General features: G+C 71.5%; 13 protein-coding genes and 1 pseudogene. 10 read left to right on the top strand and 4 right to left on the bottom strand.

What is annotated here, in order from left to right:
• Positions 1–232 precede the first annotated feature (232 nt).
• Both ACZ5WC_RS14085 and ACZ5WC_RS14080 read right to left on the bottom strand, forming a co-directional pair.
• Positions 233–2137: an AAA family ATPase gene (locus tag ACZ5WC_RS14085; protein ID WP_468541333.1), complete on the bottom strand. Its 1905-nt coding sequence runs from the start codon at positions 2135–2137 to the stop codon at positions 233–235.
• Positions 2138–2496: 359 nt separating this feature from the next.
• Entirely contained in the window at positions 2497–3126 is a 630-nt protein-coding gene (locus tag ACZ5WC_RS14080; protein WP_468541045.1) for a uridine kinase family protein, read from the bottom strand.
• A gap of 291 nt (positions 3127–3417) precedes the next feature.
• Between ACZ5WC_RS14080 and ACZ5WC_RS14075 the strand changes: the two genes are divergently transcribed.
• From ACZ5WC_RS14075 to ACZ5WC_RS14030, 10 genes and pseudogenes are all read left to right on the top strand, one after another.
• Positions 3418–4782 (top strand): peptidase C39 family protein, encoded by a 1365-nt coding sequence (locus ACZ5WC_RS14075; RefSeq protein ID WP_468541044.1) that lies wholly within the window; start codon positions 3418–3420, stop codon positions 4780–4782.
• A gap of 219 nt (positions 4783–5001) precedes the next feature.
• Positions 5002–6283: pseudogene (locus tag ACZ5WC_RS14070) on the top strand (AfsR/SARP family transcriptional regulator).
• Positions 6284–6961: 678 nt separating this feature from the next.
• Positions 6962–7228, top strand: coding sequence for a hypothetical protein (locus tag ACZ5WC_RS14065; protein ID WP_468541043.1), 267 nt, complete (start codon positions 6962–6964; stop codon positions 7226–7228).
• Between the two features lie 47 nt (positions 7229–7275).
• Positions 7276–7623, top strand: a complete 348-nt coding sequence (locus ACZ5WC_RS14060) for a hypothetical protein (RefSeq protein ID WP_468541042.1) — start codon at positions 7276–7278, stop codon at positions 7621–7623.
• 3 nt (positions 7624–7626) lie between these two features.
• Positions 7627–8679 (top strand): hypothetical protein, encoded by a 1053-nt coding sequence (locus ACZ5WC_RS14055; protein ID WP_468541041.1) that lies wholly within the window; start codon positions 7627–7629, stop codon positions 8677–8679.
• Positions 8680–9045: 366 nt separating this feature from the next.
• Complete coding sequence (locus tag ACZ5WC_RS14050) at positions 9046–9396, top strand: hypothetical protein (RefSeq protein WP_468541040.1); 351 nt, start codon at positions 9046–9048, stop codon at positions 9394–9396.
• Between the two features lie 59 nt (positions 9397–9455).
• Positions 9456–11309 carry a TPR repeat domain-containing protein gene (locus ACZ5WC_RS14045; protein ID WP_468541039.1) on the top strand — a complete coding sequence of 618 codons (1854 nt, stop codon included), beginning with the start codon at positions 9456–9458 and terminating at the stop codon, positions 11307–11309.
• A 373-nt stretch (positions 11310–11682) separates the two neighbouring features.
• Positions 11683–12534 carry a hypothetical protein gene (locus ACZ5WC_RS14040; RefSeq protein ID WP_468541038.1) on the top strand — a complete coding sequence of 284 codons (852 nt, stop codon included), beginning with the start codon at positions 11683–11685 and terminating at the stop codon, positions 12532–12534.
• Positions 12535–13011: 477 nt separating this feature from the next.
• Complete coding sequence (locus ACZ5WC_RS14035) at positions 13012–13482, top strand: hypothetical protein (RefSeq protein WP_468541037.1); 471 nt, start codon at positions 13012–13014, stop codon at positions 13480–13482.
• Positions 13483–13555: 73 nt separating this feature from the next.
• A complete protein-coding gene (locus tag ACZ5WC_RS14030) occupies positions 13556–14389 on the top strand; it encodes a transposase family protein (protein WP_468541036.1) in 834 nt (277 codons plus the stop codon).
• A gap of 244 nt (positions 14390–14633) precedes the next feature.
• Here ACZ5WC_RS14030 and ACZ5WC_RS14025 read toward each other — a convergent pair whose 3' ends face one another.
• Together ACZ5WC_RS14025 and ACZ5WC_RS14020 are read right to left on the bottom strand one after the other, a co-directional pair.
• A complete protein-coding gene (locus tag ACZ5WC_RS14025; RefSeq protein ID WP_468541035.1) occupies positions 14634–15554 on the bottom strand; it encodes a hypothetical protein in 921 nt (306 codons plus the stop codon).
• Positions 15551–17731, bottom strand: coding sequence for a hypothetical protein (locus ACZ5WC_RS14020; RefSeq protein ID WP_468541034.1), 2181 nt, complete (start codon positions 17729–17731; stop codon positions 15551–15553). The genes ACZ5WC_RS14025 and ACZ5WC_RS14020 overlap by 4 nt, the downstream gene beginning before the upstream one ends.
• Positions 17732–17814: the final 83 nt, after the last annotated feature.

Below are 17814 nucleotides of genomic sequence, written 5' to 3'. Positions count from 1 at the left end.
GCTCTTTGGTGGGGCGGGGGGGCCAGAAAAGGGGCGGGGGAGCGTCCGGGAGTGTGGGGGGGGGGACCGGGGGCCCCCCCCCCCCCCCCCGCTCGCGTAAGGGACCGGGCGAGCGCGCCCCGGCCCGCGTACCGTCACATCCCGCCGGGTTCCTGCCGCCCCGGTCCACCGTTCAGCGTCTCGTCACACCCCGCCGGGCTCCTGCCGCCCCGGTCCACCGTTCAGCGTCTCGTCACACCCCGCCGGGCTCCTGCCGCCCCCGGTCCACCGGACCGCGTCCCGACAGCACCTCGCCGTACGCCTGCATCAGGTCCGGCAGCCGTAGCGTCGACAGGTCCTCCCGGGACAGCTCGCCCGGGTAGCCGGAGAGCCGCAGATCACGGTAGGCGCAGCTCTTCTCGTACAGCGTCCGCAGGAAGCGCCCGTTGCCCAGCTCGTCGATCCACCCCTGGTCCACCACATGGCCGCTGATGGAGCGCAGCTCGTCCACCGCCTCCTCATCCCACACGTCGTCGTTCTCGGCGGCCAGAACGCCCCCGATCGCGGTGAGTTCGAGCGGGCGGTAGCTGGGGAAGTCGACCCGACTGGTGAAGCGCGAGGACAGCCCGGGGTTGGCGGCGAGCAGCCGGTCCATGCCCTCCGGGTAACCCGCCAGGATGACGACGAGATGGTCCCGGTTGTCCTCGGCCCGCTTGAGGAGGACCTGAAGCGCCTCGTCCCCGTACGCATCGCCCTTGCTGTAACCGGAGTTGGCCAGGCTGTACGCCTCGTCCACGAAGAGCACCCCGCCGAGGGCCGAGTCGATCAGCTCGTTCGCCTTCACCGCCGTCTGCCCCAGGAACTCCCCGACCAGATCGGAGCGCTGGGCCTCGACCAGATGATCGCCCCCGAGCAGCCCGAGAGCGTAGAAGACCCGGCCCAGGATGCGGGCCACCGTCGTCTTTCCGGTGCCGGAGGGCCCGGAGAAGACGAAATGGCGCTTCGGCGGCTGGACGGGAAGCCCCTGCTCGGCCCGGAGCCGGGCCATGTTCAACTGTGCCGACAACGCCTTGACCTGCCGCTTGACCGGTTCGAGCCCGACCATGCGCTCCAGCTGGGCCAGCGCCTCGGCCAGCAGGGCGGGATCGCTGGGTCCGGCCGGGAAGGCGGGCGGCTTCCCGGCCCCCTTGCGGCGTACGCCCTCGACGCGCGCGGGCGGGACGGGCGCCGGCTCGTCGTCGAGCAGCCCGGCCTCCCCGACCGGCCACGGCTCCCGCCCGTCCACCAGATCGGTGCCGAGCAGTCCGTCACCCTCCGGCTGAGCCTCCGCCCCCGAGCCCTCCGAACCGAAGCCGGACAGAGTCACGGCGGCCAGATCCGCCGATTCGTCGTAGCCGTCTCCCTCGGAGATCGCGGCCAGCCGGGCGGAGGTGTCCATGAAGGCCGGATCCACCCGGTGCACCGCCCGGTACAGCGGCAGGGCCGCCGCGCTGCGGCCGGTGCCCTCGTGGGCCCGCGCCAGCCAGTAGCGCAGCTCCTTGCGCTGCGGCTGCTCGCTGCGGCAGCGCATCAGGGCCGCCGACAGCAGCGGCTCCGCCTGCCCGTACATCTCCAGCCGCACCCGGGCCATACCGCCGAAGAGACCGGCCTCGATGCCGAGCATCGGATCGTCCACGAGCGGCTCGGTGCAGCGCACCAACTGCTCCCAGTCCTTGACCAGATAGGAGCGGCAGGCGTGCAGGAACCGCACCTGCGGGTCCGCGTCCACCGGCGGGAGTCCGGCCAACGCCCGGTCCAGCTCCGGCACATGGCGGCCGTCCAGCCAGTGCGAGGCGTGGGCGAGCAGCAGGTCGCGCGGGCTCTCCAGCACCGGCTGCACCCACCAGCCCAGCCAGTACCAGGAGTTGAGCGCACGGCGGTGGCGCGCGCGCTGTTCGCCGAAGCGGTCGCGGTGCCGGTACATGCGTAAGAGAGCCGTGGTGGTGTCGATGCGCAGCGCATGGAGGCCGAGCCAGCCGTCCGCCATGCCCGGATCGAACCGCACCGCGGCCCTGAACTCCTCCTCGGCCTGCGGATACGCGCCCATCGTGTAGGCGTCCATGCCGCGCAGCCAGGCGAGGTCGGCGGGGGCCTGTGCGCCCTGTGTGCCGATGTCCATCAGGTCCCCCACAAACCGTGCCCCCAGGATGTCCCGCCCGCACAGCATGCCCACCGAAGCGTGCTGAATCACTGCGCGAGGGTAGGGAATTGACCACACCGAGGTGCATCGTACCTGCGCACGGGGGAGGCGGCCGCTGGATGGCCGACCTGCCAGGGTGGTGACCGAGGGTGAGTGCATCGCTCTGTGTAGTCGCCGGAACGGCGGCACGAGCACAGAACGAAGCCCCCGATCACGGGGGAACAACCGGGGGCTTCGTGTCTGCGGGGGCTCCGAAAAGCCGCACATTGAGAACGTAAGACCAGTAAGGGCCCCCGGTCAAGCAGAGCTGGGGCACTTCCGGGACGTTTTCCGACGGCTCAGGAGGGCGGGACCCTGTGGCTACTCCGGGTGACGGAATGGTTCGCCGCTGCTGTCGAGCCCGGCCCCTCCAGCCACGCATATCCCTCGGACAACTGGCGTACCAGCGCATCGGCGTACGGGCGTGAGGGGTCGTCGGCGAAATGCCGCTCCTCGGCCGACGTCCACCCGTCCCAGAACTCCGTGAGCCCGGCGCCGTCGCGCCGCCGCCCCCGCCCCCAGGACGTCTTCCGGTCCAGCTCCATCCAGTACAGCGCCGCCAGCCACGGGCGCACCGCGCGGCGCCCCGCCCCGACACCCTCGATCAGCACCACCGGCGCCGGCTCCAGGGTCCGCTCCGGGCCGAAGATCCGACGGTTCCAGTCGTACGGGGCATACCGGGCGCTCTCGCCGCGCGCGAGCGGCAGCAGTACCTGGTCCCGCAGCCGCCCCGTCCAGCCGAACAGCTCCTCATGGGTGGCGAGATCGTCCAGATGGAGGACGGGCGCACCGCCCAGCGCCGCCGCGAGACGGGCCGTGAAGGTGCTCTTGCCCGACCCGGCGTGCCCGTCGACCGCGACAAGCCGCACGGGCCCGCAGGAAGGGGGCAGGGAGCGCAGGCCATCGGCGTGGCGGGCCAGGTCGTCCATGGCTCCAGGGTACGGTCCCGCTCGAAGGCGCCCGGGAACCGCCGAAGGCCACAGTGTGGTCCGGACCCAGGTCAGGCCAGGGGTCCGGACCCGGCCACGCCAGCGGTTCGGACCCCGGCCATGCCAGGAGTCCGGGCCCCAGGCGATGCCGGTGGTCCAGGGCCATGCCGGTTCGGCGGTCCCTGCCGAACCGCTGGCCCGACCCGGCCCGGAACCGGGATAGTTGGCCCACCGAACGGCATCCAACGGCATCCGCAGCCCCACTCCCACCCACGACCGGGGGTCACGACCATGACCAGTCCGACGTCCCGCAGAACCGTCCTCGGCGCCGCGCTCGCGGCAGCGGCCGCCACCGGCACGGTGGCCGGGACCGCCCGGGCCGCCGCCCCTGCCGGGCCCGCTGCCCGGCCCGGCCCCTCCCGGGTGCCGCTCGTGGACACCCGCTTCTGGCACACGTACACCGACTGGCGCTGCGGCGCGGGTGACGGAACCCGGGTGCTCCCCGGCGCCCGCCCCGGCCTGGTGATCGCCACCCCGGCGGGCCGCACCGACTACACCGACCCGCACACCGGGGAGTCGGCCGCTTGGGACTACGCCACCTGGACCTCTCCCGTCCACCGCTCCGCCGTCCCCGCCACCGAGGTGATCGCCTCCTGGAACGCACGCACCCCGGCGGGCACCTGGCTCCAGATCGAGCTGAGCGGCGCCTACGCGGACGGCACCGCGACCCCCTGGTTCGTGATGGGCCGCTGGGCGGGCTCGGACGGTGACATCCGCCGCACGTCGGTCGGCGGCCAGGGGGACCCGCACAGCTCCGTCTGGACGGACACCTTCTCGGTGGACGACCCCGCGAGCGGCATCCGCCTGGTCTCCTACCGGCTGCGGCTCACCCTGTACCGCGCCCCGGGCTGCCGCCTCACCCCGACCGTCTGGCGGGCCGGCGCGATGGCCTCCGACGTGCCCGACCGCTTCACGGTGCCCGCCACCGCCCCTTCGCTCGCCCGCGAACTGGCCGTCCCGCGCTACTCCCAGAACGTCCACATCGGGCAGTACCCGGAGTACGACAACGGCGGAGAGGCCTGGTGCAGCCCCACCTCCTCGCAGATGATCATCGAATACTGGGGCCGGAGGCCCACCGCCGAGGACCTCGCATGGGTGAGGCCTGGCCTCCCCGACCCCCAGGTCTGCCACGCCGCCCGGTACACCTACGACTACGAGTACGGCGGCTGCGGCAACTGGCCCTTCAACGCCGCCTACGCCGCCACGTACCGCGACCTGAACGCCGTCGTCACCCGGCTCGGCTCGCTCACCGACGTCGAGAAACTGATCGCCGCCGGAATCCCCGTCATCACCTCCCAGTCCTTCCTGGAGGAGGAACTGACCGGCGCCGGATACGGAACCTCCGGACATCTGATGGCGGTGATCGGCTTCACCGCCGACGGAGATGTGATCGCCAACGACCCCGCGTCCCCCGACAACGACGCCGTACGCCGCGTCTACCGGCGACGTGAATGGGAGAACATCTGGCTCCGCACTAAGCGCTACGACGCGAACGGACAGGTCAGGAGCGGTACGGGCGGGGTCTGTTACGTCTACTGGCCCGAGCGGCCGACGCCGTGGCAGCGGCGTGTCCTGTGGTCGCTCGGACTCCTGTGAGCTGACCCGGGCGAGCCGTCCCGCCAACCGGAACCGCGCTTTTCGCCGACCGCGACAGTTGCGCAGAGTCGGCGGACCCGGTGCGAGGGCGGCGCACTGCCCACTCGGGCGGGTGCGCGGAGGACCGGTGACGGCAGTGGGGGCAGCGTGCAGTTTCGCGTTCTGGGGCCGGTGGAGGCCGTGGACCACCAGAGCGAACCGTTGCCGGTGTCCGCCCCGATGCTGCGCGCGCTCCTGGCCGCCCTGATCCTGCGGGCCGGGCGTCCGGTCCCGGCCGAGGAGCTGGCCGACCAGCTGCGGGGGGAACAGCTTCCCGCCAACGTCCGTACCACCCTGCGCAATTACGTCATGCGGCTGCGCAGGGCGCTGCCCGGCGAGCGTATCCGTACCGTACCGGGCGGCTACCTGCTGGTCGCCGAGCCCGAGGAGACCGACCTCGGCCGCTTCCGCTCCCTCGTCCTGCGGGCGAGGGAGCTCGCGCCCCGGGAAACCGAAGAGGCTGTGACCCTGCTCCGGGAGGCGCTGTCCCTGTGGGGCGGGGCACCACTGGCCGACCTGCCCGACCTGCCGTTGCGCGCCGCTCAGCGGCCGCGCCTGGAGGAGCTGCACCTCAGCGCCACCGAGAGTGCTACGAACTCGAACTCGCCCTGGGGCGCCACGAGACGCTGGTCGACGAGCTGAGCGCGGCCGCCCGGCGGCACCGGCTGCGCGAGCGGCTGACCCGGCTCCTCATGCTCGCCTCCACCGCTGCGGCCGTGCGGCCGAGGCGCTCGCCGTCTACCAGGAGGTGCTCCGGGAACTCGTCGCCGAACTGGCCATCGAACCCGGTGCGGAGACCCGGGCGCTGGAGCAGGCCATCCTGCGCGACGACCCGCCCCTCGCCCTGACCGCCCACAGCGCCGCACCGGCCCTGCCGCGCGCCGGACGCACCCACAGCTCCTTCCCGCCCGTCCCATCCGTCTTCGTCAGCAGGGACGGCGAACTGGCCCGGCTCTGCGGCCAGTTGTCGCACTCCGCCGCCGCGCCCACGGTCTGCCCCATAGGCGGGCCCGGCGGCGTCGGCAAGTCGGCGCTCGCCCTGCGGGCCGCGCACGACGTCTCCGCCCGCTTCCCCGACGGACTGCTCCACGTGGACCTGCGCGGGGCCGACCCCCAGCGGTCGCCGCTCGCCACCGAGGACGCCGCACACGCGCTGCTGACCGGACTCGGGGCCGCCGCCGAGGAGCTGCCCGACGACCCGGCGGCGCTGCTGGAGCGCTACCACGCCGAACTGGCCGGGCGCCGCGTCCTGCTGGTCCTCGACAACGCCGCGGGCCCGGCCAGGTCGCGCCCCTGCTGCTCAGCATCGAGCAACTGGCCAAGGGCGACGAGGCCGACCGGCGAGCCGCGGAACTCTTCCCACTGCTGGGCACGGCGGCGATCACGAGCTACGGGGCGCACACCGCCGCCGCCCTCGGCGCCCACACCGCGGGGGAGGCCCGGGACGCGCTGGAGCGGCTGACCGACGCCCAGATCGCCACCAGCGCCCGGCCGGGCGCCTACCAGCTGCACGACCTCGTCCGGACGGCCGCCGTCGGCCAGGCGGCCCTGCTGCCGCGCGCCCGCGGCCGCGCCGCCCTGGAGGGCCTGGCGGCCTGGTATCTCGGGAGCCTTTACCGGCTGAACGGACCCCTGCGCGTCGTCAGGTTCGATCGGGCCGAGGACGGCATCGCCCGCTTTCCCCGGGGGCTGCGTTTCGAGCGGGCCGACGAGGCGCTGGCCTGGGTGGACGGCGCCATGGAGGACGTCGTCGCCCTCACCGACCAGCTGTCGGACGCCGCCTTCGACGACGCGCCGCCCGCCCTGGCCGACTTCACGCTGGAAGCCTGCCGCGCCCTGGAGACCTACCTCACCTTCCGGCTGCGCTGGCGCCCCCGGGAGCACCTGTGCGAGGCCCTGCTGCGGATCGGGGAGCGCCGCGGCGACACCTGGTCCCGGGCCGTGGCGCTGGGCCAGCTCGGGAAGATCGCCGGACAGCGCGACGACGGGGCCAGGGGCGAAGTGCTCCTGCGCGAGGCCATGGCCCTGTTCGCGAAGCTGGGTGTGCGGGAGGAGGAGACCAACGCCCGGCACAACCTCGTCCCCTGCCTCGCGCTGAGCGGTCGCCTGGACGAGGCGATCCGGGAGGCTCGGGAGCTGCATGGCGGACGTCCAGCGCGTCGGAACACTCCAGGTCGAGGAGTGCAACGAGATCTGGAACGACGTCATGACGCAGATCGGCGCACTCTTCCCGGACGGGGACATCGACGCGGGTCTCGCGGGCGTCCTGAGCGAACGCAACGAGAAGTACCAGCGGGACGTGCAGAGTTACGTGGACGACCTCGGGCTCCAGAACACGGCGGTCGGCCGGACCCGGGAGATCGCGGCCGACGGCGGCGAGGCCTTGCGCCGGGCCGCGAGTCTCTGAGACGGGCCGAGCAGGGGCACCGGGCACAGGGGAAGGAACAGCGGGACATGGGTGCGGGGGACACCGAGCACCACAACTCCGACGAGCTCTACAACGTACAGAACCGCACCGGCGACCTGGACGGACTCGGGCAGATGCGTTCGCGTTTCGTCGAGATCGCCTCGGTGGACGGGGTGTTCGGCACGGTGGCCAACGGCGCGGCGGCCGAAGCGGCGCTGGCCGGGGCGGCTTCCGCGATGCTCGCCGAGCTGGAACGCGCGGGCATCTCGGTGGACAACATCGCGGGGAACGCCGGTACGGCAGGGGAGATCGCCGACATGACGGACGAGGAAGCGGCGTTCCAGCAGAAGCTGGCCCAGAGCTCGGGCGGCGGCCAGTTCCGGGAGGTGTACTGAGCGGTGGCTGACGACTTCCGGGAGACCGCGCGAACGGTCTACAGCCCCAGCGAGTACGGGATGCGGGCGGCGGCCGGGGCATGGCTGGCGCTGGCCGGCGCCGCCACCCGCAGCAAGGACACGCTGCGGGGGATCGCCGGGGACGCCGAGGCCGAACCGGGTGTGGGCCTGCTGGAGCTGGCCGACCGGCTCACCGCCGTCGGAGGCTGGGGGGACGGCGCGAGCGCCGTGGCCGCCGCCATCGCCGGACAGCTCCAGACGGCCGCCGACTCCACGTCCGCCACCGTCGAACGCGTCATGGAGCTGGAGGACCGCTACGACGAGCAGGAGCGGCTGCGCAACGAGAAGACGCAAGCCGACGTGATGACCGCGGCGTCCATGCACCAGGACCGCATGGGCGAACTGACCGATGCCGCCCGCAAGGAGCTGGCGGCGCTGGACGCCGTCTACGCCAGCGTGACCAAAGGCAACGCCCCGGCCGCGCCGGACGTGGGCGCGGCGGGCGGAGGCGGGCCGACCCGACCCTACGGGGGTGGAGCGGGCGGCCCGGGGGCGGAGGCGGGCGGCGGTGCGCAGCAGGCTGCCTACGCCACCGCCCCCAACGGCAGCCGGGTCGGCATGGGCGACTACCCCTACTCCAGCGTCATCGGCCCGGAGGGCGGGGACTTCGCGGGCTGGGTGCGCTCACCGAACACCTGGTTCCTCGTGGACCCCGCCACCGGGCGGGAGTTCGACCCGTCCTCCGGACGTTGGATCGACCCGGTCACCGGGCGGCCCTTCGGCGAGGTCACCGAGTACGCCACCCGTCTCGCGGGACTGAACGGCGGCCCGACCGGCCTGGTGGGCGGCCCCGGCCTGGCGCCCACCGCCCTCGCGGGTGGCGCCGGCGCTGCCGTCTTCGCCGGCATGTACGGGGGCGCCATGCCGCCCAGCATCGCCCACGCGGGCCCGGCCCAGGGCCAGGTGGCCCGCCAGGCCGCACACCAGCTCGACCGGCGGGCCGGGGTCGCCGGGCGGATGGTGATGCGAGAGGCGGCGCAGGGCGGGCGACCGTAGTTGCCGCCGCCCGGCGCCCACGGCTCCGGCGCGCCCGGCGCCCGGGGCGGCGGAGCCGTGGGTGCCCGCCGACCCGCGATGACCGCGTCCGCGGGCACCTGGCGGGGCCGGACCGTAGACGCCGGCGCCCGCCACCGGCTCACCGGCACGCCCGCCGCCCCGCCGCCGCGGCGGCCCGGGGCACGCAGGGCCGCCCGGACCGCACCGGCCGCCCCGGCGCCCCGGCGCCCCCACCGATCTGACCGAGGACCCCGAGGTCTGGCGGCGGCGCGGGCGGGCCACCGGCGGTGTGCTCGGCGAGTGAGCTGACAGCACCCCCAGGGGGTGTCTCGACCCGTGACGGACGACGCCCGACAGGAGTAACCGGTGAGCGACGAAGGCGATCTGGAGTACCTGCCCGAAGAGTTCCGGACCAGCGCCCGGCACAACCGCGAGGCCGCCGACGGCGCGGACAGCCTGTCCCGCCGCCTGGCCAACACCACGGCCGCATCCGGCGAGTTCGGCGGCACCCGCGCCGCCTCCTACACGGCGGGCCTCAACCAGGGCACCACCGACCGCACCCGGCGCACCCGCCGGGCCCAGGAGGACCGCGACGTCATCGGCCACGGCGGCGCGACGACGGCGGACCTCGGCGAGGACACCGACATCCGGGCCCGTACGGCGCTGCGGACTCCCGCTGACGCGGCTGTGGTGCGGGCGGTCGCGGACGGCATGTAGCCGACCCCGGCCCCCCACGCCTCCCTCTTCCTACTCTCCTCCCACGCTCAGGAAAAGCCGTGTCTGGATTCACCATCACCCGCGCCATGCTCGTCGAGGCGGCGGGCTGCGACCCTTACGAGCTGCGGACGGATTTCAAGAACGACACGGACCCCGAGGCGGTCGACGCCCTCGCGTCGATCTGCAAGAACGGCGCCGAGGAGGCCGCCGAGACCGGCTCGGTGTCCCAGTACGCCTCCGACCTGGAGCAACGGGCGGGCACCCGGGGCTCCAACGCCATCTACGAGGACGGCGCAGCCCACCTGGAGCAGACCTACGACGACCTCGGCGAGGCCGGGCTGCGCGTCGTCTCCACCACTCTTGGCGAGATCAAGGAGGAGATGGAGGCCACCCGCACGTACGTGGACGACTCCATCGTCGGGGAGATGGGTCTTGAGTACTGGCGGGAGTGGTACGCGGGGCAGGCGAACGAGGAGATCGAGTCCCTTGAGGACGACCTGAACAGCCTGGACCCCGAATCCCGTTACTCGTGGTCCGGGCACGGCGAGAGCTACACCAGCGAGGTGGAGAACTTCCCCCGCGCCAACGTCCGCTCGATCATCGAGGACGCCTACACCGATCGGGCCGGGAAGTACGGCGCCGACGTGTACGACCGGATGACGGACGAACTCGACGACTACTACGGCTTCCTGAGCAACCGCGAGGACCGGTTGGCCGAGGACGGCTACGACACCGGCAGCACACCCCTGGACCTGTGGTACTCGGAGGGCAGAGTGGAGTACGAGGGGGAGCAGCTCGCGCTGGAGCTGGAGAGGGAGAACCCCGATCCGGCCGCCGTGGCACGTTACACCCAGGGTCTGGAGGATGCCATGGGCGGCGTTCTGGACGAGAACGGCGAAATAGCCGTCGACCCCGAGCAGCTCACGGAGGAGCAGCTCGCCTACCTGACCGGCTTCTACGACTCCCTGGGTTCGGAGGGCCTGGCGGCGCTCGGCGAGCTGGAGTCCGATCCGAACCGCGACGGCCCCGCCGCGGCCGAGGCCGTCCGGACGGCGCAGCGCGCCGCCGCCAACGGCATCAACGTCATGACCAACCCTGACGTCGGCGGCCTCGACACCCACCAGCCGTCGCACTTCGACCGGCTTCCCGAGCCGATCGCCGCGATGGTCCGGGATCCGGACGACATCGTGAACAAGCCGTTCGAGGAACAGATCGAGCACTACCGGCTCTTCGACGGCTTCGGCGACCTGATGGGGAACGCCACGGCACGGGCGGGCACCGGCTTCAGCCAGGACCTGGCGTACGCCGCCCTGTGGGCCGAGAACGGGGTCGACCTGGTCAGCAACCAGGCCGGGGCCGGGGACCTGAAGATGTCGGGTGCGAGCGCGGCCCTGCGCTCGGTGGCCCTGAACGATGTGGCCTCCGCAACCCTCATCAACGACGACTACTTCCGCGAGTGGATGCTGAGTGCCAGCTGGGAGGACCCCGGCGCGGCGGGCGACCTCATCCGCTCCGCGACCCTGCCCGCCGAGGGCGAGGACCCCAGGGGCGACCAGCGGCGTGCCGCCTTCAACCTGCTCGACTCCATCGCCCGGGGACAGGACACCCTGTCGTCGCTGACGGACCTGGAGGGCAATCCCTACGGGGCGGCCACCGCGGACATGCAGGCCGCCGTCAAGGACGTGTCGCTCGGCTACCTCGACCACCTCACCGAGGTGTCGGGCCGCCCGAACGGCGACAACTCCCTGACCTACAGCTACTTCGAGGAGAAGGGGAACCAGTTCCGGCTCAGCGCCGACCACCGGCACGAGCTCTTCATGTACCTCGGCAAGTCGGAACAGAGTGTGCTCCCACCAGTGAGATCGTTCCATCCTGATTCCGCAGGTCACAGAGCTGGTGTGGGCCGGGAGTGACGGGCTCGCACCGGACAGGAGCGTGATCGTTGCGGGGAGATCATCAGTCACCTCTGGACTTCGGTGTTGGCGAGGACAAGGAGGGCTCGCAGGAGGATTTGAGTGCAGTTCCAGGAGCATGCGGCCTGGTAGCGGAGTCGGAGCTGGCGGTGGCGTGAGCGCTTTGCCTCCCCCCTTGATCACTCCGGTGTGGCTAGGTGCATGATGTGCCTGGACATAGGGGGGACGCATGACGCAGACCACGCCGCCGAGATGGGGGCTGACATCGCCGGGGGCTCCTGGGAATCCGGGTGTGCCGCCGCAGGGGTTCATGCCCGTGCGGCCCCCGGACGGCGGGAACGGTGCGGTGTTCACCGTCGGGACTGTGGCAATCGTGGCTGAGACCGTGATCGCCGCGCTGGTCGCCGTCCTGATCAGCTTGCAGTCCGAGTCCCACGGAGGCGAAGGCGGCCTCGGATGGCTGTTCGGCACCATATTTGCGCTCGTGCTGCTGGCAGTCATGTCGGTGATCGCAGGGCTGGCCGGTTCGGCGATGGCGGTGCTTCCCCTCGTCCTCCTCGGGCGTGCGGTGGCCCGCCGTACGGGCCGGCACGACAGCTGGCAGCTCACCCTGGCCACTGTGGCGGTCGTTGCCGTCGCCCTGGCGCTGCTCATCGGCTCCTGCACGCTCCTGGCCGGCTTCGGCGGCCTGCTCGTTTATCCCGTCCTTGCCCTCAGCCTCATCGTCGGGCTGGCACCCGCGACCCTGTGCGCCCGGGCGGCGGGGAACCCCGGAAAGCCCGGGGCCCGATGGCGGGTGCTCGGGGGCGTGGCGCTGGGCGGTCTGGGGCTGCTCGCGGTGACGCTTGCGGTCGGGGTCGCGGCGTACAGCTCGGGGATCCTCAAGATCTACGAACCGCCCCGGCTCACTGAAGCCGACATGGTCGGCACCTGGACGGACGGCGGCGGCGGAAGCCTCCGCTTCGAGGCGGACGGCACAGTGACGGCAAAGGGCGTCAACGAGTACGAGGCCACAGGTGAGCAGTCCGGTGCCTACAACTGCACCGGGAAATGGCAGCTGACCGAGAACGAGGGTGCCGGCCGGCCGTTCGAGCTCAGCATCGCGGACTGCGAGAGCCTGTCCTTCGGCTGGGACATCGGCGGTACGGAGGAACACCCGACGGTCTTCACCTGGATCGGCGAGCCGGATTCGGGTGAGCGGTACATCCTTACGCGGCAGCGGTAAGCCATCCGGTGCTGAGGTCTCGGGCCTGGCCGGGTGTCGGTGTGCGGTCATGCCGCCCTCGATCCGTGGCCTCCACCGCCACATGGGTCCCAGCCGACTGCCCCGAAGCGACGCCGTAAGCACCACGCCGTACGCCAGGAACGTGGGAAACGATCTCCACCAACGTGGGATGGCCCTAGCTGCACCAGCTCTGTCACCGCTCATCAGCGACTTCCGTCGGTGTCCCACCGGGCTGTCTGCTCGAAACGAAACGTCCGGGCCCGCTGGGCTCGCGCTGCCCGACCTTGCTCTCCTCAGATGGCGGCGGCCTCAATGATCAAGTTTCATTCTGAAGTCGCAGGTCACGGGCCTGGCGTGGGCTGTGGCTGGCGAGCTCGGGCTGGCCAGGGGCGAGATCGTTGGCACGCGATCGTCCGTCACGGGTGAGGTCTGGCTTTCCGGGGCGGGCTCGGCGGTCGGCCGCGTAGGTTCCGCGGCATGACAGATGTGCTGACGTGGACGGTTCAGCAGCGGCTTGAGCTGGAGGAACGTGCAGAGGTGTTACGCAAGGAGCTGGCCGAGGTCGAGGGGAGACTGGTTCGGCTGGAGGCCGCCGAGGCGGTTTTCGGGGAGTGGGCCGAGGCGACGGACGGCGGACGGAGGTCGTCGGGCATCGTGGAGCCGGACCCGGACCCGGAGCCTGTGGCGGTGACGCCAGGTGCGGCCGGGATGCGGCTGGTCCCCGACCGTGCGGACGGGATGGGGGTGGAGGCTCTGACCTCGGACTATCGGCGGATCATGGAGATGGTCGCCGATGCGGGCGGTCCGGTGATGGCCAAGGACGTCGCCCGTGCGCTGGGCCGTGAACTCACCCCGGCGAAGGTCGAGCCGGTCCGGGGCCAGCTGCGCAAACTCGCCGACCGGGGCTGGCCGGCCCGTACCGGAGCGGGCCGCTACCTGCCGCGCTGACCTTCCAGGGGAAGCGGCGGAGGGGCCATGTCTGCCCGTAACGCGAGGGCCCCCGGTGGGTGTTGGTGAATCTGTGACGAAAAACCAGCCCGCCGAGGGCTCTCACGATGCTGTCTACCAGGTCCGGCTCCCGCTGTCGAAGTCGACCATCGATCTCGTCGTCGGCCTGATACGCCAGCACCGCAACCGGCTCGGCACCCGATGGCGCAAGCTCGATGCCGGCAGCCCGGCGATCGTCGTCCTGGCTGTCCTCCGCCACGACCAACGCCTGGCCGACATGGCCGGTGGCAACGCCGTCTCGGCCTCCACCGTGCGCCGCTGGGTCACCGAAGTGATCAACCTGCTCTCCGCGCGGGCCCCGCGCCTGGACCGCGCCTTGAAGAAGATCGCCAAGAAAGGCGGGGTGGCCGTGCTCCTGGACGGCACCCTGATCCGCACCCGCCGCCGCACCGGAGCGGAGAACCGGAAGAACTACAGCAGGAAACACAAGGCCCACGGCCTGCTGTTCCTCGCACTGACCGACGTCAAGGGCAACCTGCTCTGGATCTCCTCGGCCCGGCCCGGACGGTCCAGCGAGATCACAGGCGCCCGCCACGACAAGATCACCGCCCAACTCCGCGAAGCCGGCCTCGGTGCCCTGGCCGACCTCGGCTTCGTCGGCCTGGACGACCAGCCAGAGACCGACCCGGTGATCATCACCGGCCGCAAGGCCACCAAGAACCACAAACTCACCGACGCGGAGGAGGAAGCGAACCGCCTGCTAAACCGCGAACGCGCGGCCGTCGAGCACGGCTTCGCCAACCTCAAGTCCTGGCGCATCCTCACCAAGGTCCGCATGAACTCCCGCCACGCGACCGCCCTCCTGCGAGCCCTCCTCGTCCTCGCCAACACCGAAGTCCAGAGGTGACCGATGATCTCCCCGCAACGATCATGCTCCTGTTCGGTGCGAGCCCGTCACTCCCGGCCCACACCAGCTCTGTGACCTGCGGAATCAGGATGGAACGATCTCAATGAGGAAGTGTCGTCGTGAAGTTGCTGGTTGTGCGGGTCAGGGCGTTGATCATTTCGGGGTTATCGTCCGTCACCGCTGTACTTCCCTGCTCGTCAGGACGAGCAGGCCCCGCAAGAGGGCGGTCGCGTGGCAATGCTGACTACTCCCTACGGTTGATCTCCTTCAGGTTGGCCTCGTAGACCTCCTCGCCGACGCGGTCCCCGCGCAGCCGGCACTCGTGCAGGGCCTTGCGGGTCCATGCCCGGGCCTCGGCGCGGTCGCCGAGATGGAAGTGGTTCACGCCCAGCAGGCCGCAGAGCTTGCCGAGGAAGCGACGGGCGGGCGAGTCCCCGGGGTATGCGTCCAGTTCGTCGAGGAGCCGCAGCAGTGCCCGGTTGCTCTCCGCGAACAGGGCTCGGTCGCTCAGCCGCTGCGCTTGCGTCAGGGCTTCCCGACAGGCACCCAGCCAGCGTCCGTCGGTGGTGCCGCGGCGTATCTCGCGGGCGGTGAGTAGGTCGTCGAGGACTTCGGCGGCTTGTGCCGCGCCTCGGCTCCCCATACGGCGGGTCAGTTCGTGCGCACGGCTGGCGTGCTCGATGGCTGTGTCGAGGTCGTTCCGCTTGGCCGCGTGCGTGGCCAAGCGGGAGTGGATGGTGGCCACCCAGCGGTCGTCGGCCAGCCCCTCGCCGAGTTCTTCGCGGAGCAGTGCGTCGGCAGCCTCGAACTCCCCGTTCTCGGCGAGGATCTCCGCCTCGTGGAGCTTCTCCATCGGGTTGCCGGGCTCGCCGGCTCCCGACAGTCGGCGCAGCGCGGCGGGACGGCCCAACCCATCCAGCTCGCGCGCGATCCGCAGAGCCGTCAGCATGAAGGGCCCCATGCCGTCCATGTTGCTGCGGAAGCTCTCCCTCAGTTCCCGGGGCACGCTCAGCCATGAGTCCCGGTCGGCGTCGAGTTCCGCGGCGTGCTGTTCGCACAGCGCGCGGAAGCCAGCGTGGTCCCCGTCCCGGTCGGCCACGCTGAGGGCGCGCAGCACACGTCCGAGCTCGCCTTCGACGTACTCCCCCAGATGTGGAACCTTCAATGGACCGGAGCCCCCCACTGCAGCAGATGGCGGTACAGGTGCATGTACAGCAGCCCGGAAGGGTGCTCGTAGCCGGAGCCCCACCCGGACAGCAGGCCGCTGTGCGGTGCGCCGGGCGCGACATCGCCGACGACCCGTGCCACGTTCTCCTTGGCGTGGTCCAGAGATATGGTGATGGCCTGGAGGCGGGCCTCGTGCACCACGCGGCAGAGCGCCTGGCCCACCTCGTTGGTTACCAGGCCGGACTTCCCCATCACTACCCACACGTCGGCCCGGACGGGCTGCGCCCGCAGCCGCCCGTGCGGCAGATGCCCGACAGGGACGGGGTCCACCGCGGTCCAGCTTCCCGAGACGACCGTGACCCGCAGCTGCTTCTCCAGCTCCGCCCGGTGCCGTCGTATCCAGGACGAGATGAGCACGGCTTCCCCCTCGCACTCGCCGACGACCGCGACATGGCAGGTCGGCGTGGTGCCGGTGGTGTCCGGACCGGCGACGCGCCAGTAGGGCGTCACGTCGGGAGGACCGGCGTCGGCCTGTCTCTTCTCGACGTGGCCTCGCAGGTTCAGGCCGCCCCACCCGTCAAAAGTGCCGATCACGCGGACCGGCCGTGCGCCGTCGACCGGCTGTGACCCCGAGTAGTCCGGCATCGGGATGAGGATCTTGCCGTCTCCCATGTCCGGCAGCGGAACCACACCCGTGGCCAGGGCCTGCCGACTCATCCGGCCGTTCGGCACGGCGAAGGAGAGCATGCGGTCGTAGAGGTAGGTAAGGTCATCCGGCTTCGCCATGGACAGTCCGAGGCGACGCAGGCACTCCTCGCGGGTCTGCAGCCGGAACAGTTCAGTGTCCAGCAGCCCGCGCCAGATGACGAGTTGACGGTCGAGCACCAGGCTGCGCAGTGACTCCGCGTCCGTTGCGGGGCCCGATGGACGCGCCGGTCCACCGGTGTGCAGGATGTCCGGGCGCCCACCTGCCGTGGCCGCCAGCGAGGCCGCTGCCTCCAGGCTGCACCATGCCCGGCTCAGGTAGTCGGCGACGTCGTCCAGGAGTACGAGGGTGCGCCCAGCGAACTGCAGCAGGAACAGCGATTCGAGGGTCCTGCGGAACAGCCCCTCTTCCTCGGGGGTTCTCGGGGCCTGCGGGACGCAGGTGTAGTCGTACCAGATGTGGACGCGCTCCAGCAGCGGCCGGAATGCAGGCAGGGTGTCGAGCAGGGCGCTCAGGCGCTCCAGGCCGATGTCCTCGGACGCCTCGGCCGCGCCGAGTTCGACCGCGTCGATGCCGACCTGCTCCAGTTCCTGGGCCACCGGCGCGAGCGAGGTGCCGTCCAGTACTTCGCGCAGGACCCCGACCAGCAGACACTCCGCCAGATCCGACCCGGCCACGCCGACCGGCATGTGCATCGCGGCGGGAGCCACCTGACGAGGGGTGTGCAGGCCACGCCGGTGCGCGACTAGGACCGCCTCGCACATCGAGGCGACCAGATGCCATGCGACCAGGCGCGCCTGCGTGCCGTCCGGGTCGGGCTGTCCGGTGTCCAGCCAGCGGTGCGAGACGAAGACATGGTGCCGCTGGGGGAAAACACCGCGCACCAAGAGGGACGCCTCTTGCATCCGGGGAAAGCGGGTGTACCGGATGAGCTCGTCCAGGGGCAGCCAGCGCGACTCGGTCAGGTTCCTCCAGATCGACATGGTGGGCTGGGGAGTCACGTCCTGCGGCTTACTGAGCCCGTCCAGCATGCGGTGGTGAACGGTCAGGGGAAACCTGCCCACGATCTCGCCGCCGGGTTCGGCCATGGCGTACAGCAGCCCCCGCTGAATGCCCATGCGGAACTCCCCGTCAGGAATGGCGAGGTGCCGGTGGGCCAGGAAGTCACGCTGCCTCGTGAGCCGGGCCAGGTCCGCGGGCAGTCCCGCCCGTTGCTGCCGCCGCTCCTGCTCGGCGTGGGCCGCCAGGGTCTCGACACCTTGGAACGGCACCTGCGGGCAGGCGCACAGATAGCGATACGCGATGTCGTCGTACGTCCGCTCTGCCCCGCCCCGCGCATAGGCCAGCGCCTTGGCGGCCGCCTCGCTCGCGCGCCGGGCGTACAGCAACCGGGGATGCCTGCGTAACTTCTCCGGCGGAATCGACAGCAGAGCCTCGGCGTCATCGGCCGAAGGTTCGCTCCGGGACACACAACTCACCTTCCTTTCAGGGGACTTATGCCCGCCTTGCGATCAAAGCACGTATCTTTCCAGCAGGGTTGGTGAGCGTAGCG

It is taken from the genome of Streptomyces sp. NPDC033165, from assembly GCF_055577965.1.
Note: the sequence above shows the minus strand (reverse complement) of the source record. Positions and strands in the feature narration are given on the sequence as shown.